Annotated in this window: 20 protein-coding genes; 14 read left to right on the top strand and 6 right to left on the bottom strand. The window is 62.3% G+C overall.

Annotated features, from left to right (window positions below):
* Nucleotides 1-87 precede the first annotated feature (87 nt).
* Together lptG and lptF are read right to left on the bottom strand one after the other, a co-directional pair.
* Nucleotides 88-1,158 (bottom strand): LPS export ABC transporter permease LptG, encoded by a 1,071-nt coding sequence (gene lptG, locus MMS95_RS00400; RefSeq protein ID WP_016929273.1) that lies wholly within the window; start codon nucleotides 1,156-1,158, stop codon nucleotides 88-90.
* Nucleotides 1,158-2,252, bottom strand: coding sequence for an LPS export ABC transporter permease LptF (gene lptF / locus MMS95_RS00395; RefSeq protein WP_016929274.1), 1,095 nt, complete (start codon nucleotides 2,250-2,252; stop codon nucleotides 1,158-1,160). Before lptF ends, lptG begins: the two co-directional genes overlap by 1 nt.
* Before the next feature lie 282 nt (nucleotides 2,253-2,534).
* Here lptF and pepA point away from each other — a divergent pair, with 282 nt between their 5' ends.
* The 5 genes from pepA to MMS95_RS00370 all read left to right on the top strand — a co-directional run bounded on the left by pepA (nucleotide 2,535) and on the right by MMS95_RS00370 (nucleotide 10,154).
* A complete protein-coding gene (pepA, locus tag MMS95_RS00390) occupies nucleotides 2,535-4,046 on the top strand; it encodes a leucyl aminopeptidase (RefSeq protein ID WP_004933352.1) in 1,512 nt (503 codons plus the stop codon).
* Nucleotides 4,047-4,277: 231 nt separating this feature from the next.
* Nucleotides 4,278-4,727, top strand: coding sequence for a DNA polymerase III subunit chi (locus MMS95_RS00385; RefSeq protein WP_016929275.1), 450 nt, complete (start codon nucleotides 4,278-4,280; stop codon nucleotides 4,725-4,727).
* A gap of 12 nt (nucleotides 4,728-4,739) precedes the next feature.
* Nucleotides 4,740-7,616 (top strand): valine--tRNA ligase, encoded by a 2,877-nt coding sequence (locus MMS95_RS00380; RefSeq protein WP_242141284.1) that lies wholly within the window; start codon nucleotides 4,740-4,742, stop codon nucleotides 7,614-7,616.
* Nucleotides 7,617-7,815: 199 nt separating this feature from the next.
* Nucleotides 7,816-8,319 carry a GNAT family N-acetyltransferase gene (locus MMS95_RS00375; protein WP_016929277.1) on the top strand — a complete coding sequence of 168 codons (504 nt, stop codon included), beginning with the start codon at nucleotides 7,816-7,818 and terminating at the stop codon, nucleotides 8,317-8,319.
* Nucleotides 8,320-8,546: 227 nt separating this feature from the next.
* Complete coding sequence (locus MMS95_RS00370; protein ID WP_242141283.1) at nucleotides 8,547-10,154, top strand: GMC family oxidoreductase N-terminal domain-containing protein; 1,608 nt, start codon at nucleotides 8,547-8,549, stop codon at nucleotides 10,152-10,154.
* A 15-nt stretch (nucleotides 10,155-10,169) separates the two neighbouring features.
* On the opposite strand, the gene miaE is transcribed toward MMS95_RS00370, so the two are convergent.
* Both miaE and rraB read right to left on the bottom strand, forming a co-directional pair.
* Nucleotides 10,170-10,934, bottom strand: a complete 765-nt coding sequence (gene miaE, locus MMS95_RS00365) for a tRNA isopentenyl-2-thiomethyl-A-37 hydroxylase MiaE (protein ID WP_015376459.1) — start codon at nucleotides 10,932-10,934, stop codon at nucleotides 10,170-10,172.
* A gap of 177 nt (nucleotides 10,935-11,111) precedes the next feature.
* Entirely contained in the window at nucleotides 11,112-11,537 is a 426-nt protein-coding gene (gene rraB, locus MMS95_RS00360) for a ribonuclease E inhibitor RraB (protein ID WP_004933365.1), read from the bottom strand.
* A gap of 162 nt (nucleotides 11,538-11,699) precedes the next feature.
* Between rraB and argF the strand changes: the two genes are divergently transcribed.
* From argF to MMS95_RS00315, 9 genes are all read left to right on the top strand, one after another.
* Nucleotides 11,700-12,719 (top strand): ornithine carbamoyltransferase, encoded by a 1,020-nt coding sequence (argF, locus tag MMS95_RS00355; RefSeq protein ID WP_021504215.1) that lies wholly within the window; start codon nucleotides 11,700-11,702, stop codon nucleotides 12,717-12,719.
* Nucleotides 12,720-12,914: 195 nt separating this feature from the next.
* Nucleotides 12,915-14,483 carry an ABC transporter substrate-binding protein gene (locus MMS95_RS00350; protein ID WP_242141282.1) on the top strand — a complete coding sequence of 523 codons (1,569 nt, stop codon included), beginning with the start codon at nucleotides 12,915-12,917 and terminating at the stop codon, nucleotides 14,481-14,483.
* 298 nt (nucleotides 14,484-14,781) lie between these two features.
* Complete coding sequence (gene pyrB, locus MMS95_RS00345) at nucleotides 14,782-15,717, top strand: aspartate carbamoyltransferase (protein ID WP_019453297.1); 936 nt, start codon at nucleotides 14,782-14,784, stop codon at nucleotides 15,715-15,717.
* Nucleotides 15,718-15,729: 12 nt separating this feature from the next.
* Nucleotides 15,730-16,194, top strand: coding sequence for an aspartate carbamoyltransferase regulatory subunit (pyrI, locus tag MMS95_RS00340; protein ID WP_004933377.1), 465 nt, complete (start codon nucleotides 15,730-15,732; stop codon nucleotides 16,192-16,194).
* 98 nt (nucleotides 16,195-16,292) lie between these two features.
* Complete coding sequence (gene ridA, locus MMS95_RS00335) at nucleotides 16,293-16,679, top strand: 2-iminobutanoate/2-iminopropanoate deaminase (RefSeq protein ID WP_015376455.1); 387 nt, start codon at nucleotides 16,293-16,295, stop codon at nucleotides 16,677-16,679.
* A 260-nt stretch (nucleotides 16,680-16,939) separates the two neighbouring features.
* Complete coding sequence (locus MMS95_RS00330) at nucleotides 16,940-18,376, top strand: circularly permuted type 2 ATP-grasp protein (protein WP_242141281.1); 1,437 nt, start codon at nucleotides 16,940-16,942, stop codon at nucleotides 18,374-18,376.
* Nucleotides 18,370-19,296 carry an alpha-E domain-containing protein gene (locus MMS95_RS00325; protein WP_004933382.1) on the top strand — a complete coding sequence of 309 codons (927 nt, stop codon included), beginning with the start codon at nucleotides 18,370-18,372 and terminating at the stop codon, nucleotides 19,294-19,296. The genes MMS95_RS00330 and MMS95_RS00325 overlap by 7 nt, the downstream gene beginning before the upstream one ends.
* Nucleotides 19,293-20,087, top strand: coding sequence for a transglutaminase family protein (locus tag MMS95_RS00320; RefSeq protein ID WP_004933384.1), 795 nt, complete (start codon nucleotides 19,293-19,295; stop codon nucleotides 20,085-20,087). The genes MMS95_RS00325 and MMS95_RS00320 overlap by 4 nt, the downstream gene beginning before the upstream one ends.
* Nucleotides 20,088-20,162: 75 nt before the next feature.
* Nucleotides 20,163-20,891: a proteasome-type protease gene (locus tag MMS95_RS00315; RefSeq protein ID WP_076740857.1), complete on the top strand. Its 729-nt coding sequence runs from the start codon at nucleotides 20,163-20,165 to the stop codon at nucleotides 20,889-20,891.
* Between the two features lie 29 nt (nucleotides 20,892-20,920).
* Here MMS95_RS00315 and MMS95_RS00310 read toward each other — a convergent pair whose 3' ends face one another.
* Complete coding sequence (locus MMS95_RS00310) at nucleotides 20,921-23,311, bottom strand: family 20 glycosylhydrolase (RefSeq protein ID WP_242141280.1); 2,391 nt, start codon at nucleotides 23,309-23,311, stop codon at nucleotides 20,921-20,923.
* A gap of 267 nt (nucleotides 23,312-23,578) precedes the next feature.
* Nucleotides 23,579-26,287 (bottom strand): magnesium-translocating P-type ATPase, encoded by a 2,709-nt coding sequence (mgtA, locus tag MMS95_RS00305; protein ID WP_242141279.1) that lies wholly within the window; start codon nucleotides 26,285-26,287, stop codon nucleotides 23,579-23,581.
* Nucleotides 26,288-26,376 lie beyond the last annotated feature (89 nt).

Here is a 26,376-nt window from a genome sequence, read left to right as displayed (position 1 = left end):
GACAAAAACCGCAGGCGGGGGGCATGCCGCACCCACAAAAAAGGCGCGGCCCCGCGGCCACGCCTTTCTTCACTACCGCTTGCTCCGCTACTTGCGTTTGAGCAGCATATACACGCTGATCAGCAGGAACAGCATGCTCGGCAACAACGCGCCCAGCACCGGCGGCATGCTGTACACCAGGCTCAGCGGGCCGAAGATCTGATCCAGCACGTAGAACAGGAAGCCGAAGCTGATGCCGGTCACCACGCGGATGCCCATCGGCACGCTACGCAGTGGGCCGAAGATGAACGACAGCGCCATCAGCATCATCACCGCCACCGACAGCGGCGAGAAGATTTTGCTCCACATGTTGAGCTGGTAACGGTTGGCTTCCTGGCCGCTCTGCTTCAGGTACTTCACGTAGTTGTGCAGCCCGCTGATGGAGAGCGAATCCGGATCCAGCGCCACCACGCCCAGCTTGTCCGGGGTCAGGTTGGTTTTCCATTCGCCGGTCAGCGTCTGGGTGCCGGTCACCTGTTTCGGGTTGGTCAGATCCGAGGTGTCCACCTGCGAAAGCTGCCACAGGCCGTTCTCGAAGCTGGCGGTGGCGGCATAGCGCACCGTCTCGAGGCGACGCTGATCGTTGAAGTGGTAGATGTTCACGCCGGAGAGTTCTTTGTCGCCGGAGACGCGCTCGATGTAGATGAAGTCGTTGCCGTCCTTCGCCCACAGCCCGCTCTTGGTGGAGAGCAGCGAGCCGCCGTACATCTGCTGGGCGCGGTAGTTGCGGGCCATCTGCTCGCCCTGCGGCGCCACCCACTCGCCGATCGCCATGGTCAGCAGCACCAGCGGAATGGCGGTTTTCATCACCGAGCCGGCGATCTGCAGGCGGGTGAAGCCGGAAGCCTGCATCACCACCAGTTCGCTGCGCGTCGCCAGTTGGCCCAGGCCGAGCAGCGCGCCGAGCAGCGCCGCCATCGGGAAGAAGATCTCGATGTCTTTCGGCACGCTCAGCAGGGTGTACATGCCGGCGCTCAGCGCGGTGTATTCGCCCTGGCCGACCTTGCGCAGCTGATCGACGAACTTGATGATGCCGGACAGCGACACCAGCATGAACAGCGTCATGATGATGGTGTTGAAAATCGTTTTACCGATATACCGGTCTAATACGCCAAACATCAGGCCGCTCCTCTCAGGCGTGCGCGCAGCTTGCGCATCGGCACGGTATCCCACAGGTTCAGCGCCAGCGCGATCGCGAAGTAAACGCCGTTAACCAGCCACAGCCACAGCATCGGATCCAGCTTGCCCTTGCCGGCGTTGGAGCGCAGCGAGGTCTGCAGCAGGAAGAAGATCAGATACAGCAGGATGGCCGGCAGCATGCTCAGCACGCGGCCCTGGCGCGGGTTCACCACGCTGAGCGGCACCACCAGCAGCGCCATCAGCGCCACCGACACTACCAGCGTCAGGCGCCAGTGCAGCTCGGCGCGCGCGTCCGGATCGTCGGATTCCCACAGCGTCTGCATCGACATCTGTTCGGATTCGGTGTTGTCCGCCGCCACGGTGCGGTGGCCAATCACCGCCTTGTAGTCGGTGAAGTCGGTAATGCGGAAATCGCGCAGCAGCGCGGTGCCTTCAAAACGGGTGCCTTTGTCGAGCGTCACCACCTGCGAGCCGTCTTTCTGCTGCACGATGTTGCCGTGCTCGGCCACCACCACCGACGGGCGTTGGTTGCCGTTCGGCCGCAGCTGCGCCAGGAACACGTCGTTGAAGGTGCTGCCCTTCACGTTGCCGATAAACAGCACCGCGTTGCCGTCTTGCGAGGGTTTGAACTGCCCTTCCGCCAGCCCGGCGATGCTCGGGTTGGCCTTGGCTTCGTTCACCACCACGTCCTGATAGCGCGAGGCCCAGGGGCCGGCCCAGAACACGTTCACCGCCGCGACCGCAGAGGTGAACAGCGCCAGGATCATGGCGGCGATAATCAGGGTGCGTTTGCCCAGCCCGCAGGCGTGCATGACGGTGATTTCGCTCTCGGTATACAACCGCCCAAGCGTCATCAGCAAGCCGAGAAACAGGCTCAAAGGCAGGATGAGCTGCGCCATCTTCGGCACGCCCAGAGCGAGCAGAGAGAGTACTAAGTTTGTCGGGATATTGCCGTCCACCGCGTCGCCCAACACCCTGACCAGGTTCTGACAAAAGAAGATCAGAAGCAGGATGAACAGGATGGCGATTTGGCTCTTGAGCGTTTCCCGTACCAGATATCTTATGATGATCACGCTTATTACGCCTGTGAAAACTTGTCTTTTTGCAGGAAAATCGATAATTTCATCGCTAATCCGCCATTTATTCTCATCATATGGCAACCTTCACAGCTAAAATAGTATTACAACATCAAGCCGTTTGGGTGTCCTATAGGAACTTGCTTATAGTCGCCAAAACAGAGCAATTTACGCCGTTCAGGTTAACATAATCCGTTAACTCAAATGGCGGGAGATCGTTACGGAGTCGGTTATTCTAGCCGTAGCGTCCGCCTTTGTCTTTAAGATTCAGGAGAGTGCATGGAGTTCAGTGTAAAAAGCGGTAGCCCGGAAAAACAGCGCAGTGCCTGTATTGTAGTCGGCGTTTTCGAACCGCGCCGCCTGTCCCCTATCGCAGAACAACTCGACAAAATCAGTGATGGTTATATCAGCGCATTGCTGCGCCGTGGCGAACTGGAAGGCAAGGTCGGGCAGACGCTGCTACTGCACCATGTGCCCAACATTCTCTCCGAGCGCATCCTGCTGATCGGCTGCGGCAAAGAGCGCGAGCTCGATGAGCGCCAATACAAGCAGGTGATCCAGAAAACCATCAATACCCTCAACGACACCGGCTCGATGGAAGCGGTCTGCTTCCTGACCGAGCTGCACGTGAAAGGCCGCAACACCTACTGGAAAGTGCGTCAGGCGGTGGAAACCGCCAAAGAGACGCTCTACACCTTCGATCAGCTGAAAAGCAACAAGGTGGAACCGCGTCGTCCGCTGCGCAAAATGGTGTTCAACGTGCCGACCCGCCGTGAGCTCACCAGCGGCGAACGCGCCATCCAGCACGGCCTGGCGGTGGCTTCCGGCATCAAGGCGGCCAAAGATCTCGGCAACATGCCGCCGAACATCTGTAACGCCGGCTACCTGGCCTCGCAGGCCCGTCAGCTGGCGGACGCCTTCAGCACCAACATCACCACCCGCGTCATCGGCGAACAGCAGATGAAAGAGCTGGGCATGAACGCCTATCTGGCGGTCGGCGCCGGTTCGCAGAACGAATCATTGATGTCGGTGATGGAATATAAGGGCAACCCAAATCCGGACGCTAAGCCGATCGTGCTGGTAGGCAAAGGGCTGACCTTCGACTCCGGCGGCATCTCGATCAAACCGGCCGACGGCATGGACGAGATGAAATACGACATGTGCGGCGCGGCGACCGTGTACGGCGTGATGCGCGTGGTGGCGGAGCTGAACCTGCCGCTGAACGTGATCGGCGTGCTGGCCGGCTGTGAAAACATGCCGGGCGGCCGGGCGTATCGTCCGGGCGACGTGCTGACCACCATGTCCGGCCAAACCGTCGAGGTGCTCAACACCGACGCCGAAGGCCGCCTGGTGCTGTGCGACACCCTGACCTACGTCGAGCGCTTTGAGCCGGAGCTGGTGATCGACATCGCCACCCTGACCGGCGCCTGCGTGATCGCCTTGGGCCACCACATCACCGGCCTGATGTCGAACCACAATCCGCTGGCGCACGAGCTGCTGGGCGCTTCCGAGCAGGCCGGCGACCGCGCCTGGCGCCTGCCGATGGCCGACGAGTACTACGAGCAGTTGGACTCCAACTTCGCCGACATGGCGAACATCGGTGGCCGCCCTGGTGGTGCCATCACCGCCGCCTGCTTCCTGTCGCGCTTCACCCGCAAGTACACCTGGGCGCACCTGGACATCGCCGGCACCGCCTGGCGCTCCGGTAAAGCCAAGGGCGCGACCGGCCGCCCGGTGGCGCTGCTGTCGCAGTTCCTGCTCAACCGTGCAGGCCTGAACGGCGACGATTAAATACCCTTCATCTTTCAAGCCGCAGCGTTGTTGGCCGCATTCGTTCACCCCAGTCACTGACTTGATGTCAGCTCCTGGGGATGAACGAACTTGCCGCCTAGCTGCAACTTGAAATCTATTGGGTATATAATCCTCTCAGCAGCGAAGGGGTAGAGTTATCTGCTCCGTTCCCAAAAAGGGCGCAACCTACATGTTGTGCCCTGTTTTTTTATCGGCAGCGGTGGATCCTTAATGAAACAGGCGACGTTTTATTTGCTCGACAACGCGGAACCGTCAGGCGCGCTCAGCGCCCATGAGGCCGTGGCCTGCGCCGTTGCCGCCGAACGCTGGCGTTCCGGCAAGCGGGTGCTGATCGCCTGCGAGAGCCAGGAGCAGGCCCAGCGGCTGGACGAAGCGCTGTGGCAGCGCGAGCCGCATGAATTCGTGCCGCACAACCTGGCCGGCGAAGGGCCGCACTACGGCGCGCCGGTGGAACTGTGCTGGCCCGGCAAGCGCGGCAACGCCCCGCGCGATCTGCTAATCGCCCTGCTGCCGCAGTTTGCCGACTTTGCTACCGCTTTCCATGAAGTGGTAGACTTCGTTCCTTACGAAGACACTCTGAAACAGTTGGCGCGCGACCGTTACAAGGCCTATCGCAGCGTCGGCTTCCATTTGACCACGGCTACGCCGCCAACTCACTGAATACGATAAAGAATGGAAAAGACAAACAGTCAGCTCGACACCGCATACGACCCAAAACAGATCGAACAGAAGCTGTACGATCACTGGGAGAGTCAGGGTTACTTCAAGCCGAACGGCGATACCAGCCAGGAAAGCTTCTGCATCATGATCCCGCCGCCGAACGTCACCGGCAGCCTGCACATGGGCCACGCGTTCCAGCAGACCATCATGGACACCATGATTCGCTATCAGCGCATGCAGGGTAAAAACACCCTGTGGCAGGCGGGCACCGACCACGCCGGCATCGCCACCCAGATGGTGGTGGAGCGCAAGATCGCCGCAGAAGAAGGCAAAACCCGCCACGACTACGGCCGTGACGCGTTCATCGACAAGATCTGGCAGTGGAAGGCGGAATCCGGCGGCACCATCACCCGTCAGATGCGCCGTCTGGGCAACTCCGTGGACTGGGAGCGCGAGCGCTTCACCATGGACGAAGGCCTGTCGAACGCGGTGCGCGAAGTGTTTGTCCGTCTGCACAAAGAAGATCTGATCTACCGCGGCAAGCGCCTGGTGAACTGGGATCCGAAGCTGCGCACCGCCATCTCCGATCTGGAAGTGGAAAACCGCGAATCCAAAGGCTCGATGTGGCACCTGCGCTATCCGCTGGCCGACGGCGCGAAAACCGCCGAGGGCAAAGACTACCTGGTGGTCGCCACCACCCGTCCGGAGACCGTGCTGGGCGATACCGGCGTGGCGGTCAACCCGGAAGATCCGCGCTATAAAGACCTGATCGGCAAAGAGATCATTCTGCCGCTGGTCGGCCGTCGCATCCGCATCGTCGGCGACGAACACGCCGATATGGAAAAAGGCACCGGCTGCGTGAAGATCACCCCGGCGCACGATTTCAACGACTACGAAGTCGGCAAACGCCACGGCCTGCCGATGATCAACATTCTGACCTTCGACGGCGACATCCGTCAGGAAGCGGAAGTGTTCAACACCCTGGGAGAAGTCTGCACCGACTACTGCAGCGAGATCCCGGCCGAGTTCCGCGGCTTGGAGCGCTTCGCGGCACGTAAAGCGGTGGTCGCCGCCTTCGAAAATCTGGGCCTGCTGGACGAGATCAAACCGCACGACCTGACGGTGCCTTACGGCGACCGCGGCGGCGTGGTGATCGAGCCGATGCTGACCGACCAATGGTACGTGCGCACCGCGCCGCTGGCCAAAGTGGCGGTGGAAGCGGTCGAACAGGGCCAAATCGAGTTCGTGCCGAAGCAGTACGAAAACATGTACTTCAGTTGGATGCGCAACATTCAGGACTGGTGCATCTCGCGTCAGCTGTGGTGGGGCCACCGCATCCCGGCCTGGTACGACGTGAACGGCAAAGTCTATGTGGGCCGCAGCGAAGAAGAAGTGCGCAGCGAGAACAACCTGGGCGCCGACGTGGTGCTAACCCAGGACGAAGACGTGCTGGACACCTGGTTCTCGTCCGGCCTGTGGACCTTCTCCACCCTGGGCTGGCCGGAGCAGACCGACGCGCTGAAAACCTTCCACCCGACCAGCGTGATGGTCAGCGGCTTCGACATCATCTTCTTCTGGATCGCGCGCATGATCATGCTGACCATGCACTTCATCAAGGATGAAAACGGCAAGCCGCAGGTGCCGTTCAAGACCGTCTACATGACCGGTCTTATCCGCGACGACGAAGGCCAGAAGATGTCCAAGTCGAAAGGCAACGTGATCGATCCGCTGGACATGGTCGACGGCATCTCGCTGGAAGATCTGCTGGAAAAACGCACCGGCAACATGATGCAGCCGCAGCTGGCGGAGAAGATCCGCAAGCGCACCGAGAAGCAGTTCCCGAACGGCATCGAGCCGCACGGCACCGACGCCCTGCGCTTCACCCTGGCGGCGCTGGCCTCGACCGGCCGCGACATCAACTGGGACATGAAGCGCCTGGAAGGCTACCGCAACTTCTGTAACAAGCTGTGGAACGCCAGCCGCTTCGTGCTGATGAACACCGAAGCGCACGACTGCGGCTTCAACGGCGGCGAGAAAGTGCTGTCGCTGGCGGATCGCTGGATCCTGGCCGAATTCAACCGCACGGTGAAAGCCTACCGCGAAGCGCTGGATACCTACCGCTTCGATCTGGCGGCCAACATCCTGTACGAATTCACCTGGAACCAGTTCTGCGACTGGTATCTGGAGCTGACCAAGCCGGTGGTGAGCAACGGCAGCGAAGCGGAACAACGCGGCACCCGCCACACGCTGATCACCGTGCTGGAAGCGCTGCTGCGCCTGGCGCACCCGATCATTCCATTCATCACCGAAACCATCTGGCAGCGCGTGAAGCCGCTGACCGGCACGACCGCAGACACCATCATGCTGCAGCCGTTCCCGGCCTACGACGCCGCGCTGGAAGACGAGCAGGCGCTGAACGATCTGGAGTGGATCAAGCAAACCATCATCGCCGTGCGCAACATCCGCGCCGAGATGAACATCGCGCCAAGCAAAGCGCTCGACGTGCTGCTGCGCAACTGCAGCGCCGACGCCCAGCGCCGCGTGCAGGAGAACCAAAGCTTTATCGCCCGCCTGGCGCGCCTGGGATCCATCGCGCTGCTGCCGGCCGGTGAGAAAGGCCCGGTCTCCGTCACCAAGCTGGTGGACGGCGCCGAGCTGCTGATCCCGATGGCCGGTTTCATCGACAAGGATGCCGAGATCGCGCGTCTGGCCAAAGAGATGGGCAAGCTGGATGCGGAAATCGCTTCGATCGAAGGCAAGCTGGCGAACGAAGGCTTCGTGGCGCGCGCGCCGGAAGCAGTGGTCGCCAAAGAACGCGATCGCCTGGCGGCCTGCAAAGAAGGCAAAGTGAAGCTGCAGGAACAGCAGGCGACCATCGCCGCGCTGTAATCCACCGGCTCACGCCAACGCCTGAAAACAGCGGGGTCTTCCCCGCTGTTTTTTTATCGCCGTTGCATCCGGGCCGGGTTAGATGTTATTACAAGATATTACTGCTGCAGGGACGCCGCCGGGAAATAACCCCCGGCGCGTTTCGCGCTGCGATAAAAATGAAAAACGAACGTGGTCTCTTTCAATGGCGAGTGTAAACATGACAACAGCAACTCCGGCGCGCCTGCTGGTGCGCCCTATCACGGCGGAAGACAATGCCGCCATTGCTCACGTCATTCGCGAAGTCTCCGCCGAGCACGGCCTGACGGCGGATAAAGGCTATACCGTCTCCGATCCCAATCTGGACGCCCTGTATCAGCTCTATAGCCTGCCGCGCAGCGCTTACTGGGTGATCGAGGTGGACGGCCAGGTCGCCGGCGGCGGCGGCATCGCGCCGCTGCAGGGCGGCGCAGACGATATTTGCGAATTGCAGAAGATGTATTTCCTGCCGGTGTTGCGCGGCAAGGGATTGGCGAAACGCCTGGCGCTGCAGGCGCTGGATTTCGCCCGCCAGCACGGCTTCCGCTGTTGTTACCTCGAGACCACCGCCAGCCTGACGCAGGCCGTTGCGCTGTACGAACACCTGGGCTTCGAACACATCGACCATGCGATGGGCGCCACCGGCCACGTCGATTGTGAAGTCACCATGCTGAAAACGCTGTAATCCTCCCCCGCCTCTTCATCAGGGCGCAGCTTGCTGCGCCTTTTTTATTAATATCGCAATCAATCAGTAAAACTCGCTATAACGCCGTTTTTCAAGCAGATAAACTGACGTTAAAAACCGATATGTAAATTTAATGTGAAGTTCGTTAATAAATTAACGATCGCAAATTGACCGCCTTTTCCCCCGCGTTACTCTGCCAGTATCTCAATCGCGCACGGAGAGCTGTCATGTCGGAAAATACCTTTGATTACATCATCGTCGGCGCCGGTTCCGCCGGCTGCGTGCTGGCGGCGCAGCTGATCCGCCGCACCCAGGCGCGGGTGCTGCTGCTGGAAGCCGGCGGCGACGACAATAACCTGTTCATCAAGATGCCGGCCGGGGTGGCCAAGATCATCGCCAAAAAGAGCTGGCCTTATGAGACGGAGCCGGAACCGCACGCCAATAACCGCCGCATGCAGATCGCGCAGGGCAAGGTGCTGGGCGGCAGCAGTTCGGTGAACGGCATGATCTACCTGCGCGGCCAGCCGCAAGACTACGACGACTGGGCCGAACGCTACGGCTGCGCCGGCTGGAGCTACCGGGAGGTGTTGCCCTACTTCAAACGCGCCGAGGCCAACGAAAGCCTGTCCGACGACTACCACGGCGCCGACGGGCTGCTGCCGGTCAGCGAGAATCGCTACCGCCACCCGCTCAGCATGGCGTTTATCCGCGCCGGCCAGGAGCTGAACCTGCCCTATCGCAACGACTTCAACGGCGACAGCCAGCACGGCGTCGGTTTCTACCAAACCACCACCCGCAACGGCGAGCGCGCCAGCACCGCCCGCACCTACCTGAAGGCGGTGCGCGACGAACGGCGGCTGGTGGTGAAACTGAACGCCCTGGCGCACCGGCTGACCTTCGAGGGCAACGTCGCCACCGGCGTGGTCTACAGCCAAAACGGCGGCGCGGAAGTCACCGCGCGCGCCACCAAAGAGGTGATCGTCAGCGCCGGCGCGGTCGGTTCGCCGAAGCTGCTGATGCTGTCCGGCATCGGCCCGCGCGACCACCTGCAGCAGCTGGGCATCGAGGTGCGGGCGGATCTACCGGTGGGCAAAAACTTCCACGACCACCTGCACATGTCGATCAACGTCAGCACCCGCGAGCCGATCAGCCTGTTCGGCGCCGATCGCGGCCTGCAGGCGCTGAGCCACGGCGCGCAGTGGCTGGCGTTTCGCAGCGGCGTGCTCTCGTCCAACGTGCTGGAAGGCGCCGCCTTCACCGACAGCCAGGGCGACGGCCGGCCGGACGTGCAGATCCACTTCCTGCCGCTGCTGGACAGCTGGGACGACGTGCCCGGCGAGCCGCTGCCGAACATTCACGGCTTCACGCTCAAGGTCGGTTACCTGCAGCCGAAGGCGCGCGGCGAAGTGCTGCTGCGCAGCAGCAACCCGCGCGATCCGGTCAAGCTGCACGCCAACTACCTCGGCCACCCGGACGATCTGGCCGGCAGCGTGCGCGCGGTGAAGTTCGGCCTGGATTTCCTGCAAACCGCGGCGCTGAAGCCGCTGATCAAAGATCTGCTGATGCCGCAGCCGGAGTGGACACGCGACGAAGCGCAGCTGGAGGAGTTCGTGCGCAACTTCTGCAAGACGGTGTATCACCCGGTGGGCAGCTGCCGCATGGGGCCGTCGCCCCAGGACGCGGTGACCGATCCGCAGCTGCGGGTGCACGGTTTCGAGCAGCTGCGGGTGATCGACTGTTCGGTGATGCCGCAGCTCACCAGCGGCAACACCAATGCGCCGACCATCATGCTGGCGGAAAAGGCGGTGGATTTGTTGCTGGGCGCGCCGCAGTAAGGGCGCGCCTCAACGTCAGGCGGCGGCGGGCACGCCGCTGTGGAAGCGCAGCTCGCTGTCCGGCGACAGGATCAGTTCAGCTTCGAGGCGGCCGAAATGCGCCACCCGTTCACTGATGTCGCCGCCGGCGATCTGCTCGGCCAATGTCAGGTAGTCCTGATAATGCCGCGCTTCGGATCTCAGCAGCGAAACGTAAAAGCGGTTCAACTCGTCGTCCAGGTGCGGCGCCAGTTTGGCGAAGCGTTCGCAGGATCGCGCTTCGATGTAGGCGCCACAGATCAGTTTGTCGATCAGCGTCGCCGGATCGTGAGTGCGGATCTCGCGGATCATGCCCTTGGCGTAGCGGCTGGCGGTGATCTTGCGATACGGGATCCCGCGCGCCTGCATGATCTCCAGCACCTGCGAGAAGTGATGCAGCTCTTCCTTGATCAACAACACCATGCGATCCGCCAGATCCTGGCCGTAGGCCGAGCCGTTTTTCGGCAGGATCTTGCGGGTGAACTGGCCCTGGCGGAACAATGTGTCGGGCGCGCCCTGCGCTTCGTGCAGAAACGCCTCGTAGGGCCGCAGCAGCGCCAACAGCGCGTCGCCGCTCTCTTTGTCCGCCACGTAACGGCGGATCAGCCACATGCCGGTCTGCGCGGCTTTCAGCTCGCACACCAGGTGGTCGGTCAGCAATAGCTGCAGGTTTTCCGGACGGCGCGCGGCGTCGATCCAGGCGTCGGGGGTTTCACAGTGCAGGAAGCTTAAAATCGGGGCTAACAGGGATTGGTATGTCATGGCGTCATTGCCCTATGTATTTCAAGTTGCAGCCAGGCGGCCAGCTCACTCATCCCCAGGAGCTTACTCAGGTAAGTGACTGGGGTGAGAGAGTGCAGCCAACAACGCTGCAGCTTGAAAGACGACGGGGATATCAGGGGCCGGCGAGAACCGGCCCATGTGAATAAGCGGGGTTAATCAGTGGCGTTTACCGTCGTCGTCTTCGTCGATGTAGTCGCCGTCTTCGTCATCCTCACCGTCTTCACCGTTCGGATCTTCGAAGTAGGTGCCCCAGCCGTCGTAGTTGACGCCGCAGCGTTCCGCCAGCGCCACCAGCTGCTCAACCTGGGCGTCGATCAGTTCGGCGTTCAGGCCGACTTCGCTGATCACGTCGCAGCACATCACCAGCGAACCGTCTTCCACTTCCAGCTCTTCGGCGTCGGTCACTTCGTAGCCCAACTTGAAGGCTTCAACGGCGGCCTGCTCCAGAACCTCAAATTTCTCGGCGGACAGATGGTGCTCGATGGTGTAGAGCGCGTCCGGATCGCTGCCGTCTTCCAGCAGCTCTTCGATGATCAGGCGGGTCTCTTCACGTTGTTCTTCCAGCAATTCGCGGTTTGCCATGCCTATATCCTCAAGTCAAATGGCCTTCATTCCTTCTATTTTCACACACCGCCGACGTTGCTTCCACGATAAACGTGAAAGATTTCCTCGTCGGGGTTGAAATTGAATATTCATACATATAAAGTGAATTTTAATTCAATTACACAATCAGGGAATCGGACTATGAGCACCGGCAATGCGTTCTACCAACGTCACTTTCTGAGGTTAATGGATTTCACCCCCGCCGAACTGCAGGCGCTGCTGAAGCTGGCGGCCGATCTGAAGCAGGCCAAGAAGCAGGGGCGGGAACAGCGCCGGCTGCAGGGCAAAAACATTGCGCTCATCTTCGAAAAAGACTCGACCCGCACGCGATGCTCTTTCGAAGTTGCCGCATTCGATCAGGGCGCGCAGGTGACCTATCTCGGCCCGAGCGGCAGCCAGATCGGCCATAAAGAGTCGATGAAAGACACCGCCCGGGTGCTGGGCCGCCTGTACGACGGTATTCAGTATCGTGGTTACGGCCAGGCGCTGGTGGAAACCCTGGCGCAGCACGCCGGCGTGCCGGTGTGGAACGGCCTGACCGACGAGTTCCACCCTACTCAGCTGCTGGCGGATCTGCTCACCGTGCAGGAACACCTGCCGGGCAAGGCGCTGAGCGAGGTGAAACTGGCGTACGTCGGCGACGCGCGCAACAACATGGGCAACACGCTGCTGGAAGCCGCCGCGCTGGCGGGCATGGATCTGCGGCTGGTGGCGCCGAAGGCCTGCTGGCCGCAGCCGGAGCTGGTGGCCGAGTGCCAGGCGCTGGCGCAACAAACCGGCGCGAAACTCACCCTGACCGAAGACATCGCCGAAGGGGTGCAAGATGCCGACTTCCTCTACACCGACGTGTGGGTGTCGATGGGCGAACCGAAAGAGACCTGGCAGGAGCGTATCGCGCTGCTGCGGCCGTATCAGGTCAACATGGCGATGCTGAAGCTGACCGGCAACCCAAACGTGAAGTTCCTGCACTGCCTGCCGGCGTTCCACGACGACCAAACCACGCTCGGCAAGCAGATGGCGCAGCAGTACGATCTGCACGGCGGCATGGAAGTGACCGACGAGGTGTTCGAGTCGGCGCACAGCGTGGTGTTCGATCAGGCGGAAAACCGGCTGCACACCATCAAAGCGGTGCTGGTCGCCACGCTGAGCGAAACCCTCTGACAATCCCCCCCTCCGCCCTGGCGCCCCCGGCCAGGGCGGCTAATATATTCCAGGAATATCAAATAGCGCATTGACCTTTGCCCGCGGCGGGCAAAGGTTCTACCGTGACAGGCCGACGGCGCCCGCGCCGTAAAAACCAACGATAACAAACCGTTCTCAGCGCCGCCCTGCGGCGCCTTCAGGGGATATACACCGATGAAAGCCAAACTCTTGCCGCTGTTCCTGCTCGCCGCCCTGCCCGCCGCCGCGTTAGCCGCCACGCCGCCGAATACGCTGGTGGTGGTACAATCGCTGGATGACATCGTCAGCCTCGATCCGGCGGAAGCCAACGAACTCTCCAGCATCCAGACGGTGCCCAGCCTGTATCAACGATTGGTGCAGGCAGATCGCGACGATCCGGCCAAGGTGGCGCCGGTGCTGGCGGAAAGCTGGCAAAGCGATGCGGCGGCCAAAACGCTGACGGTGAAACTGCGGCCGCAGGCGGCGTTCGCCTCCGGCAACCCGCTGACCGCCGACGACGTGATCTTCTCCTACAGCCGCGCGGTCAAGATGAACAAATCGCCGGCGTTCATCCTCAACGTGCTCGGTTGGCAGCCGGACAACATCGACGCGCAGCTCAAGAAGATCGACGAACATACCGTGCAGCTGCGCTGGACGGCGGACGTCAGCCCGGCGGTGGCGCTGAATATCCTCTCGACGCCGATCGCCTCGATCGTCGACAGCAAAGCGGCGCTGGCCAACGTCAAAGACGGCGACTTCGGCAACGCCTGGCTGAAGATGCACTCCGCCGGCAGCGGCCCGTTCAAGATGCGCGTCTATCAGCCGCATCAGGCGATCGTGCTGGACGCCAATCCCACCACGCCGGGCGACAAGCCGCAGCTGAAAAACATCATCATTAAAAACGTGCCGGACCCGGCTACCCGCCGCCTGCTGCTCCAGCAGGGCGACGCCGATATCGCCCGCGAACTGGGCGCCGACCAGACCGATACGCTGAAGAATCAGCCCGGCGTCAAGGTGCTGGAGATCCCGTCCGCCGAACAAAACTACCTGGTGTTCAACGCCGGCAACGGCGCCAATCCGCTGCTGAACAACCCGGCCTTCTGGGAGGCGGCGCGCTACCTGGTGGATTATCAAGGCATCACGAAGGATCTGCTGAAGGGACAATACTTCGTGCACCAGAGCTTCCTGCCGGTCGGGCTGCCGGGCGCGCTGGAGACCAACCCGTTCAGCTACGATCCGGCCAAGGCGAAAGCCATCCTGGCCAAGGCGGGCATCACCCACGCCGCCTTTACGCTGGACGTGGAGAACAAACCGCCGTTCATCACCATCGCGCAGGCGCTGCAGGGCAGCTTCGCCGCCGCCGGCGTGAAGATCGAGCTGCTGCCGGCCGCGGGCAGCCAGGTTTACTCCCGCGTGCGCGCCAGGCAGCATCAGGCGGCGATCCGCCTGTGGATCCCGGATTACTTCGACGCCCACTCCAACGCCAGCGCCTTCGCCTACAACGACGGCAAGAGCAGCACGGTGGCCGGGCTGAACGGCTGGCAGATCCCGCAGTTGAATAAGCAGACGCTGGCGGCGCTGGCCGAAGCCGATCCGGCCAAGCGCCGCGCGCTGTACACCGCCATGCAGCAGGAGCTGCAGCGCAGTTCGCCGTACGTGTTTATCGATCAGGCCAAAACCGAAGTGGTGCTGCGCGACAACGTCAAAGGCTATCAACAAGGGCTGAACGCCGACATGGTCTACTACGATCGCGTCAGCAAATAGCCGGCGGGCGGCCATCGCCGGCCAATCGATTGCGGGGCGGCAAAAAACGGCGTTTTAACGCTTGCAGTGGCGAAAAGCGCGAGTATAATGCGCCACAATTTGCCAGGAGAAAGCATGAAAAACGACGTTTGTTTTGTTAGCCGCAATCGACAAAACCGACTGCCTATCGGCGGCCAGCTGCCGTTGTTTCTCCTGTTGCTAAACCGATCGTTTCAAGCCCCTCATTGAGGGGCTTTTTTTTGCCTTGAGAATATCCCAAAGTCCCGCGCCACGGGCACGCGTCGAGGAGGAGTGAAAAATGGCCAACCCGCTGTATCACAAACACATCATCTCTATTAACGATCTCAGCCGCGAGGATCTGGAGCTGGTGCTGCGCACCGCCGCCGGTCTGAAAGCCAACCCGCAGCCGGAGCTGTTGAAACACAAGGTGATCGCCAGCTGCTTCTTTGAAGCCTCGACCCGTACCCGCCTGTCGTTCGAAACCTCGATGCACCGCCTCGGCGCCTCGGTGGTCGGTTTCGCCGACGGCAGCAACACCTCGCTCGGCAAGAAAGGCGAAACCCTGGCCGACACCATCTCGGTGATCAGCACCTACGTGGATGCCATCGTGATGCGCCATCCGCAGGAAGGCGCGGCGCGCATGGCCTCGGAGTTCTCCGGCAACGTGCCGGTGCTCAATGCCGGCGATGGCGCCAACCAGCACCCGACCCAAACCCTGCTGGATCTGTTCACCATCCAGGAAACCCAGGGCCGCCTGAGCAACCTCAGCATCGCCATGGTCGGCGACCTGAAGTACGGCCGCACCGTGCACTCGCTCACTCAGGCGCTGGCCAAGTTCGAAGGCAACCGCTTCTACTTCATCGCCCCGGACGCGCTGGCGATGCCGGCCTACATCCTGAAAATGCTGGACGAGAAAGGCATCGAGTACAGCCTGCACGGCAGCATTGAAGAAGTGGTGCCGGAGCTGGATATTCTCTACATGACCCGGGTGCAGAAAGAGCGCCTCGATCCGTCCGAGTACGCCAACGTGAAGGCGCAGTTCGTGCTGCGCGCCGCGGATCTGGCCGGCGCGCGCGCCAACCTCAAGGTGCTGCACCCGCTGCCGCGCATCGACGAGATCGCCACCGACGTGGATAAAACGCCGCACGCTTACTACTTCCAGCAGGCGGGCAACGGCATCTTCGCCCGCCAGGCGCTGCTGGCGCTGGTGCTCAACGCAGATTTGGCTCTTTAAGGGGGAACCGCCATGACTCACGACAACAAACTGCAGGTCGAAGCGATCAAATGCGGCACGGTGATCGACCACATTCCGGCGCAGATCGGTTTCAAACTGCTGACGCTGTTCAAGCTGACCGCCACCGACCAGCGCATCACCATCGGCCTGAACCTGCCTTCCAACGAGCTGGGCCGCAAGGATCTGATCAAGATCGAGAACACCTTCCTGACCGAGCAGCAGGCCAACCAGCTGGCGATGTACGCGCCGAAGGCCACGGTGAACCGCATCGACAACTATGAAGTGGTGCGCAAACTGACCCTTAGCCTGCCGGACCACATCGACGGCGTGCTGACCTGCCCGAATGGCAACTGCATCAGCCGCAGCGAGCCAGTGGCGTCGAGCTTCAGCGTCAAATCGCGCGGCGGCGAAGTGCACCTGAAGTGCCGCTACTGCGAAAAAGAGTTCGAGCACCAGGTGGTGCTGCAGGCCGACTAAGCCCGGTATGGGCGCCGGGAGATGGCGCTGTTATTCTCCCGGTGACGCCCTATAATGGGATTTCTGGATAGAACAATCCTCGTTTATCAGGAGAAAACATGTCACGTAACATCAGCACTGAACTCGCCCCGGCAGCCATTGGTCCTTACGTGCAGGGCGTTGATCTGGGCAGCATGATCATCACTTCCGGCCAAATCCCGGTCGATCCGAAAACCGGCGCCGTCGCCGACGACGTGGCCGCTCAGGCGCGCCAGTCGCTGGAAAACGTCAAGGCGATCGTCGAAGCCGCCGGCCTGAGCGTTGCCGACATCGTGAAAACCACCGTGTTCGTGAAAGACCTGAACGACTTCGCCACCGTCAACGCCGCGTACGAAGCCTTCTTCACCGAGCACAGCGCGCCGTTCCCGGCCCGCTCCTGCGTGGAAGTGGCGCGTCTGCCGAAAGACGTGAAGATCGAAATCGAAGCCATCGCCGTGCGTCGTTAATCGACGCGCACGCGAATGACGGCCAGTGCAGACTGGCCGTTTTTATTTCTGCTCTGCCCCGACAGCCTGCCGTCCCTGCGCCTTCAGCGCTCACCGCCGCCGCCATTTCGCCCTATATTAAGGCGTCGCTACGCCGCGCCTGCACCGCAAACGGGCGTTTTTCGCCGCGGCAGCCTCGTTCTGCGCCATTTTCGCCCGTTATCGCCTTGGCACGTTTTATGCTCGATTGATTGACAGCCTGCAATGTCGACGAGGTGACGATGCTGAATATCAATCTTTCCGCTTCACCGTTTTTTGATGAGATGCTTCTGGCTGAGGGAAAACACCGTGGCCACTACGACGCCTACTGGCAATGGCTGCAGCAGGCCGATCACCAGGCCGTGCAGCGCAAGCGGGAAGAGGCTGCGCTGCTGTTTCACCGGGTGGGCATCACCTTCAACGTCTACGGCGACGATGACGGCGCCGAGCGGTTGATCCCGTTCGACAGCGTGCCGCGCATTATTCCGGCCGCCGAATGGGCGATGCTCGATCGCGGCATTCGCCAGCGCGTACAGGCGCTCAACGCTTTCCTGCACGACATTTACCACCAGCAGCATATTCTGAAGGCCGGCCTCATTCCGGCAGAACAGGTGCTGGCCAACGATCAGTATCAACCCTGTATGCAAAGTGTTGATCTGCATCGCGATATCTATGCACATATCGTCGGCGTGGACATGGTCCGCAACAGCGACGGCCAATACTACGTGCTGGAAGATAACTTGCGCACCCCGTCCGGCGTCTCTTACATGCTGGAAAACCGCAAAATGATGATGCGTCTGTATCCGGAACTGTTCGCCCGGCAACGCATCGCGCCGGTGGAGCGCTACCCGTCGCACCTGCTGCAAACGCTGCGCGAAAGCTCGCCCATCAACGATCCCACCGTGGTGGTGCTGACGCCGGGCCGCTTCAACAGCGCCTATTTTGAGCACAGTTTCCTGGCGCAGCAGATGGGGGTGGAGCTGGTCGAAAGCGCCGATCTGTTCGTCAAGGACGGCGCGGTGTTCATGCGCACCACCGCCGGGCCGTGCAAAGTGGACGTGATCTATCGTCGGGTGGACGACGCCTTCCTCGATCCGCTGGCGTTTCGGCCGGACTCGATGCTCGGCGTACCGGGGCTGCTGTCGGTGTATCGCGCCGGCAATGTGGTGCTGGCCAACGCCATCGGCACCGGCGTGGCCGACGACAAATCGATCTACCCCTACGTGCCGGATATGGTGCGCTTCTACCTGCAAGAGGAACCGATCCTCAACAACGTGCCGACCTGGCAGTGCCGGCATAAAAGCGAACTGTCGTATGTGCTGGCCAACCTCGAACAGATGGTCGTGAAAGAGGTGCACGGCGCCGGCGGCTACGGCATGTTGATCGGCCCCACGGCGAGCAAGGACGAGCTCGCCCGCTTCCGTGCGCTGCTGCTGGCTCGCCCGCAGAATTACATTGCGCAAAACACGCTGGCGCTGTCCACCTGCCCGACCTTCGTCAACGATGGTCTGGCGCCGCGGCATATCGATCTGCGGCCGTTCGCCCTCAGCGGCGCGGAGGTCCGCCTGGTGCCCGGCGGCCTGACTCGGGTGGCGTTGGCGGAAGGTTCGCTGGTGGTGAACTCGTCGCAGGGCGGCGGCACCAAGGACACCTGGGTATTGGAGGACGATCTATGCTGAGCCGCACCGCCAGTGAACTCTATTGGATGGCCCGCTATCTGGAGCGGGCGGAAAGCATCGCCCGGGTGCTGGACGTCACCAACAAGCTGTCGATGATGCCGATCCGCGACGGCGGCGATCAGGATCTGCAGGTGCCGCTCAATCTGACCGGCACCGGCCAGCTGTATGCCGCCGCCTACCCGGAATTGACGATGCCCAATCTGGTCAGTTTCTTCGCGCTCGACAACCGCAACCACAGCAGCATCTTCAGCTGCCTGCAAATGGGCTGGAACAACGCCCACGCGGTGCGCGGCAGCCTGTCGTCCGAAGTCTGGGAGTGCATCAACGCCACCTGGATAGAGATGAAACTGATCCGCCGCCAGGGCATCGGCTCGGTGGGTGCCGATGCCTTCTTCGACTGGGTGAAGGAGCGCGCCCATCTGTTTCGCGGCGCCATGTTCGGCACGCTGCTGCGCAGCGACGCCATGCGCTTTATCCGTCTCGGCACCCTGCTGGAGCGGGCCGACGGCACCGCCCGTCTGCTGGAGGTGAAGAACACGCTGATGGACATCGACGGCGACCCGGTGCGCGAATATTACCGCATGGACACGCTGCTGCGGGCGGTGAGCGCGCGCGAAGCCTACCACAGCATCTACAAGCAGCCGTTGAGCCGCGAGACCATCGCCGAACTGATGATTCTGCGCAATGAAATCCCGCGTTCACTGCTGGCCTGCGTCGGCGACATGGTGCAGCAATTGGAACTGATCGGCGGCGGCGCCAACCAACCGCGACGTCTGGCGCACACCCTGCATGCCGAGCTGCGCTTCAGCAGCATGAAGGATCTGAACAAGATCGGCCTGGGCGAGTGGTTGAGCGCCTTTCTCGGCCAGGTGAACGGCATCGCCGAAAGCATCCATCACACTTATCTGGAGGCGCAATGAAACTGAATATTGAGCACAACACCCATTATCGCTACGCCCAGCCGGTGCAGCGCAGCACCCAATATCTGCGGCTGACGCCGCAGGATTCGCCGCATCAGCGCATCCTCTCCTGGCAACTGTCGTTGCCGGATGACGCGGTGCGCACCACCGACGCCTTCGGCAACGTACTGCACGTGCTGACGCTCGATGAACCGCATCAGGCCATCACCATTCGGGTGCTCGGGGAAGTGGAAATTGAAGACGGCGTCGAAGATCGGGCGCTCGGGCACCTGTCGCCGCTGGTATTTCTGCGCCATAGCCCGCTGACCCAGCCCGATGACGCCATTCAGGCCTTCGCCCTGCGTTATCATCAACCGCAGGCGGTGCTGAGCGGCCTGGAACATCTGATGGGCGAGCTGCTGCTGAAGATGCCTTACAGCCCAGGCTCCACGCGCGTGACAGACAGCGCCGCCGAGGCGTTCGCCGCCGGCAGCGGCGTGTGTCAGGATCATACGCATGTCTTCCTGAGCTGCTGTCGCAGTCTGAACATCCCGGCGCGCTACGTCAGCGGCTACCTGTACAGCGAAGACTCGACCCATGTCGCCACCCATGCCTGGGCGGAAGTGTGGGTGGAGGAACGCTGGCACAGCTTCGACGTGACCAACAATACGCGCATGCCAAATCAGCACCTTAAGCTGGCGGTCGGCATCGATTATCTGGACGCCTGCCCGGTGCGCGGCATGCGGCTGGGCGGCGGCTGCGAAGACATGAGCGCCATCGCCGCCGTACAAATGATGCCAACCGGCCAGTAGCCGCTTGCCGATGGCAAATGTTTCGGGCACGCTGCGCGTTGGCGGCGTGCCGGTCTTGTTTTGAGGGATTGTAGTATGACCTACTGTGTGGCCATGCGTTTGTCGTCCGGGCTGGTCTTTGCGTCCGATTCGCGCACCAACGCCGGGGTGGATCATATTTCCACCTTCCGCAAACTGCACGTGTTCCAACAGGACGGCGATCGCACGCTGGTGCTGCAAAGCGCCGGCAACCTGGCGACCACTCAGAGCATCATCAGTTTGCTGTTGCACCGCAGCAAGGACGCCGAACGCCCCAACCTGCTCAACGCTCCCAGCCTCTACGACGCCGCCACGCTGGTGGGGGAAACGGTGCGCGAGGTGATCCAGCGCGACAGTGAGGCGCAGCAAAGCGGCAGCACCACCGATTTCAGCTGCAACCTGCTGCTCGGCGGCCAAATTAGCGGGGAAGAGATGCGGCTGTTCCATATCTACCCGCAAGGCAATTTTATCGAAGCCACCCGCGACACGCCCTATTTTCAGATAGGCGAAAGCAAATACGGCAAACCGATCATCGACCGGGTACTGCACTACGACACGCCGCTGGAACAAGCGATGCAATGCGCGCTGATTTCACTGGATTCGACCCTGCGCAGCAACCTGTCCGTCGGGCTGCCGCTCGACGTGATGATCTACCCGCGCGACAGCTTCAGCCATACCCGGCAATACCGCATTACCGAAGACCATCCGTACTTCAGCGCCATCCGCAAGGGTTGGGGCGAAGGGCTGGTCAGCATTTTCACCCAGTTGCCGCCGCTGCAGCTGTAGGGATCCGGGCTCACACGAGCCCGTCCGCCTCATTGCGGCTGCATCCCCCGCAGCAACGCCTCCAGCGGGTACACCGCCGCAATCACCACTTCGTCGCGCGTCTGCGCCGCCGCATCCAGCCGGCGCTGCACTTGTTCGGCTTCGGCCCGGCTCAGCGGTTTGCCCTGCTGATGGCGCTCCAGCAGCGTTAAGCCCAGCATGGCCAAAGCATCGACATCCTGCGCCACCGGCGCCAGCTCCCGCAGCGCGCGGTTGCCCGCGATCGCCGTCTGCAGCGCAGCGCCGTTCGCCTGCCAGCGCTGCAACCGTTCGCGCAGCGCCTGCGCCGCCGCCTTATCGCGCTTATCCTTCAGCAGAGCCGCGACCTGCGCATGCATCTCGCGCACCGCCTCGCTCTCCGGCGGCAGCGCATCGGCAAAGCGATTCAGCGGTTCGAACTGATGATAGTTGCCGGCCTGGAACTTCAGATGCTGGCGGGTGTAATACTGCGCCGGCTCCACCGCCTCGGCCAGGATCTGCAGCGGCAGGATCTGCACGCTGTTGCTCAGCCGGGTGAATTCGCGCGCCGTTTCCGCGTGCTGCTGCAGGCCGACCGACACCACCGACCAGGCGTCGATCGCCGCCAGCCGCCGGTACATGTTGTTCTCATCGGTGACGTCCTGCGCCGACCACAGCCGCTCCGCCACCGCGAAGGCGCGCGGCCACAGCTTGAGATCGAGCAGCGGCGCGCGCACGTTTTCCGCCCACAGCGCCGCTTCGCCGCCGAGAATGTTGGCCTGCCCCTTCTCGTCCGGCACCACCGGCATCTTGCCCGCCGGCGCCGCCGCCAGCTTGTCGCCGCTGGTGGGGTAACGCACGTTGCCGACCAGCGTATAGCCGCTGAGCTTGTCCTGTTGCAGCGTAAACACCGGCCGCGTGTCGCCCATCCAGGTATCGACGCGGAACGTCACCTGCTGCGGCGTGCGCCAGACGATGTCGTGCACCGCGCGGCGTGACTTGCCGTTGAAATCGATAAAGCCGCGCCAGCCCTGCTTGCCCTCGATCAGCGTGAAGCTGCCTTCCACCGCGCTTCCCTTCAGGCGCTGCATGCTGAAACGCCAGCTTTGCGCCTGCTCGCCGGGCTGCACCGCCGTCTCGACCCCCAGCGGCTGCGGCAGAATTTCATTGCGGTAGTGATAGGCGGTGCTTTGCGGCTGATCGAGATAGAAACCGGTGGAGAGAATGCCCTGATAGCCATCCTGCGCGCTGGCGCCCAGCGAGTCTTGCCCCTGCCAGGATTGAATGACGATCGAGCGCGGCAGCGACGGGTGGTAGATCTCATCCCAGCCGACCATCTGCCGCTGGTGCTTCTCGAGGATCTTTTCCAGCTTCTGGTTGAAGTAGGCCTGCAGCGCATGGGTATCCGCCAGCCCGTTCTGCTGCATAAACGCCTGTATCGACGGCGACGCCCGCCACTGGCTGGCGTCCACTTCGTCGCCGCCGATGTGCAGATAGGGATCGGGGAAGATCTCTGCCAATTCACCGACGATCGTGTCGACAAACTGATAAACCTCGTCGCGGGTCGGGTCTAGCGTCGGCTTATGCACGCCCCACTCGCGCTCCATGCGATACGGCCCCGGCGCGCTCATCAGCTCGGGATAGGCCACCGCGATGCTGGAGGCGTGCCCCGGCATGTCTATCTCCGGCACCACGCGAATGCCGCGCGCCGTGGCGTAAGCCACCACCTGCCGCATTTGCTCACGGGTGTAAAACAGGCCGTCGCTGGCCTGCTGCTGCAATTTGGGGTAATGCTCGGAGGCGAAGCGCCAGCCCTGATCGTCGGTCAGGTGCCAGTGGAATACGTTGAGCTTGGCCGCCGCCATGCCGTCAAGCTGGCGCAGAATGTCCGGCAGCGGCAGGAAATGGCGCGCCGAATCCAGCAGCACGCCGCGCCACGGAAAACGCGGCACGTCGCGAATGTCCACCAATGGCAGGAAAGTGTTTTGCCCGTCGGTCTGCAGCAGCTGCAGCAGGGTCTCCATGCCGCGCAGCGCGCCGAAGCGGGTGTTGGCGGTCAGCGTGGCGCCCTGCGGCGTGACCGCCAGCCGGTAGCTTTCGTCGCTGCCCGGCAGCGGCTGCGCCGCCACCCGATCCTTGATCACCACCTTGATCGCCGCGCCGTTCGCTTCTTCCCTCGGCGCCAGCGTCCAGCCGGTCTGCAGTTCGATGCGCTGGCGCCAGCGCGGCAGCGCGTCGCCCAAATCATCGCCCTGGAGGCTTAACGACAGCCGGTGATCCAAAATCAGTTTGCCCGCCGGTTGCGTCACTTCCACCTGCTGCGGCCAGGGCATCAGCGGCAAATCACCCGCCGGCTGCGCCAGCGCGCCGCAAGAAAACCATAACGATGAAGCCAGTAGCGTATAACGGAAAGGTCTGTGCATCGGAAATTCCTCAGAGGAAAAAAACAAAATATCCCCAATGAATTTCAAACCACCGCTAGGCGGCAAGCGCCCGCATCCCCAGGCGCTTAGGTCTGCTAAGTAACTGGGGGGCGGGCGTACAGCCAACAACGCGGTGGCTTGAAAGGCGCAGGGGAAAACAGCCAACGCTGTAGATAAAGACTCAGCACAGAACAGATGTCCAACCGTTGCGGTGAAAAAGCGGACGGGATCACAGTTGCCCCCTCCCGGCCGGAGGGGGCGAACGGGTTATTGCCAGCCGTAGCGGCGCACGAACCAGCCTTTCACGCACTGGGTCAGCACCATGTAACCGGCGAGGATCAGCACCAGCCACGGGAAGTAGGCGAGCGGCAGCGCCTGCAGCTGCAGGAAGCCGGCCAGCGGCGAGAACACCAGGCCGATGCCGGTGGCGATCACCGCCAGCGTCATGATGCACAGCGGCCAGGACGGTCGGCTCTGGATAAATGGAATTTTGCGCGTGCGGATCATGTGCACGATCAGCGTTTGCGACAGCAGCCCTTCCACGAACCAGCCGGACTGGAACAGCGTCTGCATTTCCGGCGTATTGGCCTTGAACACCCACCACATCAGGCTGAAGGTCAGCACGTCGAAGATCGAACTGATCGGCCCAAAGAACACCATAAACCGCCCCAGATCGGCGGAGTTCCAGCGCTGCGGCTGGGTGATCTGATCGTCGTCGACGTTATCGAACGGGATGGCGATCTGCGAGATGTCGTACATCAGGTTCTGAATCAACAGGTGCAGCGGCAGCATTGGCAGGAACGGCAGGAAGGCGCTGGCGATCAGCACGCTGAACACGTTACCGAAGTTGGAGCTGGCGGTCATCTTGATGTATTTCAGCATGTTGGCGAAGGTGCGGCGCCCTTCGATCACCCCCTGCTCCAGCACCATCAGGCTTTTTTCCAGCAGGATGATGTCCGCCGCTTCCTTGGCGATGTCCACCGCCGAATCGACGGAGATGCCGATGTCGGCCGCGCGCAGCGCCGGCGCATCGTTGATGCCGTCGCCCATAAAGCCCACCACGTGCCCCTGGCGGCGCAGCAGTTTGACGATGCGCTCCTTGTGCAGCGGCGTCAGCTTGGCGAACACCGTGGTGCGCGCCGCCGCCTGCGCCAGCTGCTCGTCGTCCATCTGCTCGATCTCGCTGCCGCGCAGCAGATGATCGGCCTCGAGCCCGACGTCACGGCACACTTTGGCGGCCACCAGCTCGTTGTCGCCGGTGAGGATCTTCACCGTGACGCCGTTCTGTTTCAGCGCCGCCAGCGCCGGCGCGGTGCTCTCCTTCGGCGGATCGAGGAAGGCGACGTAGCCTTCGAGGATCAGATCCGACTCGTCCGCCACGCCGTATTCATGGGTTTGCGCCGGCAGGATCTTGTTGGCCACCGCCACCACCCGCAGCCCCTGCTGGTTGAGATCGTCGGTGATGCGGCGGATCCTCGCCAGCAGTGCCTCGCTCAGCGGGATCACCTCGTCTTCGTGGCGCACGTGGCTGCAAATCGCCAGCATCTCTTCCAGCGCGCCCTTGCACACCAGCTCGTGATACTCGTTGTCTTTGGCCACCACCACCGACATGCGGCGGCGCACGAAGTCGAACGGGATCTCATCCACCTTGCGGTAGTTTTGCAGCGCCTCCGGCTGCCGATTCTGCTCCGCGCAGCTCAGCACCGCCACGTCGAGCAGGTTTTTCAGCCCGGTCTGGTAGAAGCTGTTCAGCCAGGCGTAGCGCAGCACCCGCTCGCTGCCGGAGCCGAACGCATCGGTGTGGCGCTCCAGCACGATCTTGTCCTGGGTCAGGGTGCCGGTCTTGTCGGTGCACAGAATGTCCATCGCGCCGAAGTTCTGGATGGCGTCCAGCCGTTTGACGATCACCTTCTGGCGCGACAGTTTCACCGCCCCTTTGGCCAGCGTCGAGGTGACGATCATCGGCAGCATTTCCGGCGTCAGCCCGACCGCCACCGACAGCGCGAACAGCGCCGCTTCCCACCAGTCGCCCTTGGTGTAGCCGTTGATCAGCAGCACGATCGGCGTCATCACCAGCATAAAACGGATCAGCAGCCAGCTGACCTTGCTGATGCCGTTCTGGAAGGCGTTCGGCTGCTCATCCTGGCTGGTGACGCGCTGCGCCAGCTGGCCGAAATAGGTGCTGCCGCCGGTGCCGATCACCATCGCCAGCGCGGTGCCGCTGACCACATTGGTGCCCATGAAGCACAGGTTCCGGCAGTCGAGCGGATCGGCCGCCGGCAACTGCGGCGCGGCGGATTTTTCCACCGGCAGCGATTCGCCGGTCAGCGCCGCCTGGCTGATGAACAGATCCTTGGCCGACAGCACGCGCAGATCTGCCGGGATCATGTCGCCGGCCGCCAGCTTGATGATATCGCCCGGCACCAGCTGCGCGATCGGCAGCTCCACATGCTCGCTCCTGCCGGTGAGCGCATCGCTGCGGATCACCGTGGCGGTGTTGCTCACCATCGCCTTCAGCGCATCGGCCGCCCGGTTGGAGCGCGCCTCCTGGATGAAGTTCAGCAACGTGGAGATCAGCACCATCAGCGCGATCACCAAGGCGCCGGTGAGATCTTCGGTGGCGTAAGAGATCATGCCGAGCGCGGTCAGCAGCAGGTTGAACGGGTTGCGGTAGCAGTGCCACAGGTGCTGCCACCAGGCCTCTTTCTGCTGATCGTCGATGACGTTCTCGCCACAGCGCCGGCGAACCTGTTCCGCCTCATGGGCGGTGATGCCTTCCGGGTGGCTGTGAAAACGCTCAAACAGCTGCATCGTCTCTGCGGCGGCGCATTCCAGCCGCTGCTGCGCCAGGCCGGCCGGCATATCGCGCGCAGCGCCGCTGACGCCGTCCAGCAGGCTGTCGCGGCGCACCAAACGGCGCGGGAGGCCGCGGGCGAACAGGCCCAGCAGCTGACGGGGGAGTTTTTTCAGTTTCATGGTTCGCACCTCATCGCCCGGTGCCTCACGGCAGCGGGTAAACGGGGATCGTCATCGGCCGGGCGGATGGCGGGTGCGCCAAAAAGCCT

The organism is Serratia sp. PGPR-27 (genome assembly GCF_022678525.1).
GTDB lineage: Bacteria > Pseudomonadota > Gammaproteobacteria > Enterobacterales > Enterobacteriaceae > Serratia > Serratia nematodiphila.
This window is presented reverse-complemented; position numbering and strand designations above follow the sequence as displayed.

Coding starts and splice junctions, on each gene's coding strand:
- pyrB (WP_019453297.1), top strand. CDS start 14,782: ATGGCCAACCCGCTGTATCACAAACACATCATCTCTATTAACGATCTC.
- rraB (WP_004933365.1), bottom strand. CDS start 11,537: ATGGCAAACCGCGAATTGCTGGAAGAACAACGTGAAGAGACCCGCCTG.
- ridA (WP_015376455.1), top strand. CDS start 16,293: ATGTCACGTAACATCAGCACTGAACTCGCCCCGGCAGCCATTGGTCCT.
- MMS95_RS00385 (WP_016929275.1), top strand. CDS start 4,278: ATGAAACAGGCGACGTTTTATTTGCTCGACAACGCGGAACCGTCAGGC.
- lptG (WP_016929273.1), bottom strand. CDS start 1,158: ATGTTTGGCGTATTAGACCGGTATATCGGTAAAACGATTTTCAACACC.
- MMS95_RS00375 (WP_016929277.1), top strand. CDS start 7,816: ATGACAACAGCAACTCCGGCGCGCCTGCTGGTGCGCCCTATCACGGCG.
- pyrI (WP_004933377.1), top strand. CDS start 15,730: ATGACTCACGACAACAAACTGCAGGTCGAAGCGATCAAATGCGGCACG.
- MMS95_RS00315 (WP_076740857.1), top strand. CDS start 20,163: ATGACCTACTGTGTGGCCATGCGTTTGTCGTCCGGGCTGGTCTTTGCG.
- MMS95_RS00330 (WP_242141281.1), top strand. CDS start 16,940: ATGCTGAATATCAATCTTTCCGCTTCACCGTTTTTTGATGAGATGCTT.
- MMS95_RS00370 (WP_242141283.1), top strand. CDS start 8,547: ATGTCGGAAAATACCTTTGATTACATCATCGTCGGCGCCGGTTCCGCC.
- MMS95_RS00325 (WP_004933382.1), top strand. CDS start 18,370: ATGCTGAGCCGCACCGCCAGTGAACTCTATTGGATGGCCCGCTATCTG.
- pepA (WP_004933352.1), top strand. CDS start 2,535: ATGGAGTTCAGTGTAAAAAGCGGTAGCCCGGAAAAACAGCGCAGTGCC.
- MMS95_RS00350 (WP_242141282.1), top strand. CDS start 12,915: ATGAAAGCCAAACTCTTGCCGCTGTTCCTGCTCGCCGCCCTGCCCGCC.
- argF (WP_021504215.1), top strand. CDS start 11,700: ATGAGCACCGGCAATGCGTTCTACCAACGTCACTTTCTGAGGTTAATG.
- MMS95_RS00320 (WP_004933384.1), top strand. CDS start 19,293: ATGAAACTGAATATTGAGCACAACACCCATTATCGCTACGCCCAGCCG.
- mgtA (WP_242141279.1), bottom strand. CDS start 26,287: ATGAAACTGAAAAAACTCCCCCGTCAGCTGCTGGGCCTGTTCGCCCGC.
- miaE (WP_015376459.1), bottom strand. CDS start 10,934: ATGACATACCAATCCCTGTTAGCCCCGATTTTAAGCTTCCTGCACTGT.
- MMS95_RS00310 (WP_242141280.1), bottom strand. CDS start 23,311: ATGCACAGACCTTTCCGTTATACGCTACTGGCTTCATCGTTATGGTTT.
- MMS95_RS00380 (WP_242141284.1), top strand. CDS start 4,740: ATGGAAAAGACAAACAGTCAGCTCGACACCGCATACGACCCAAAACAG.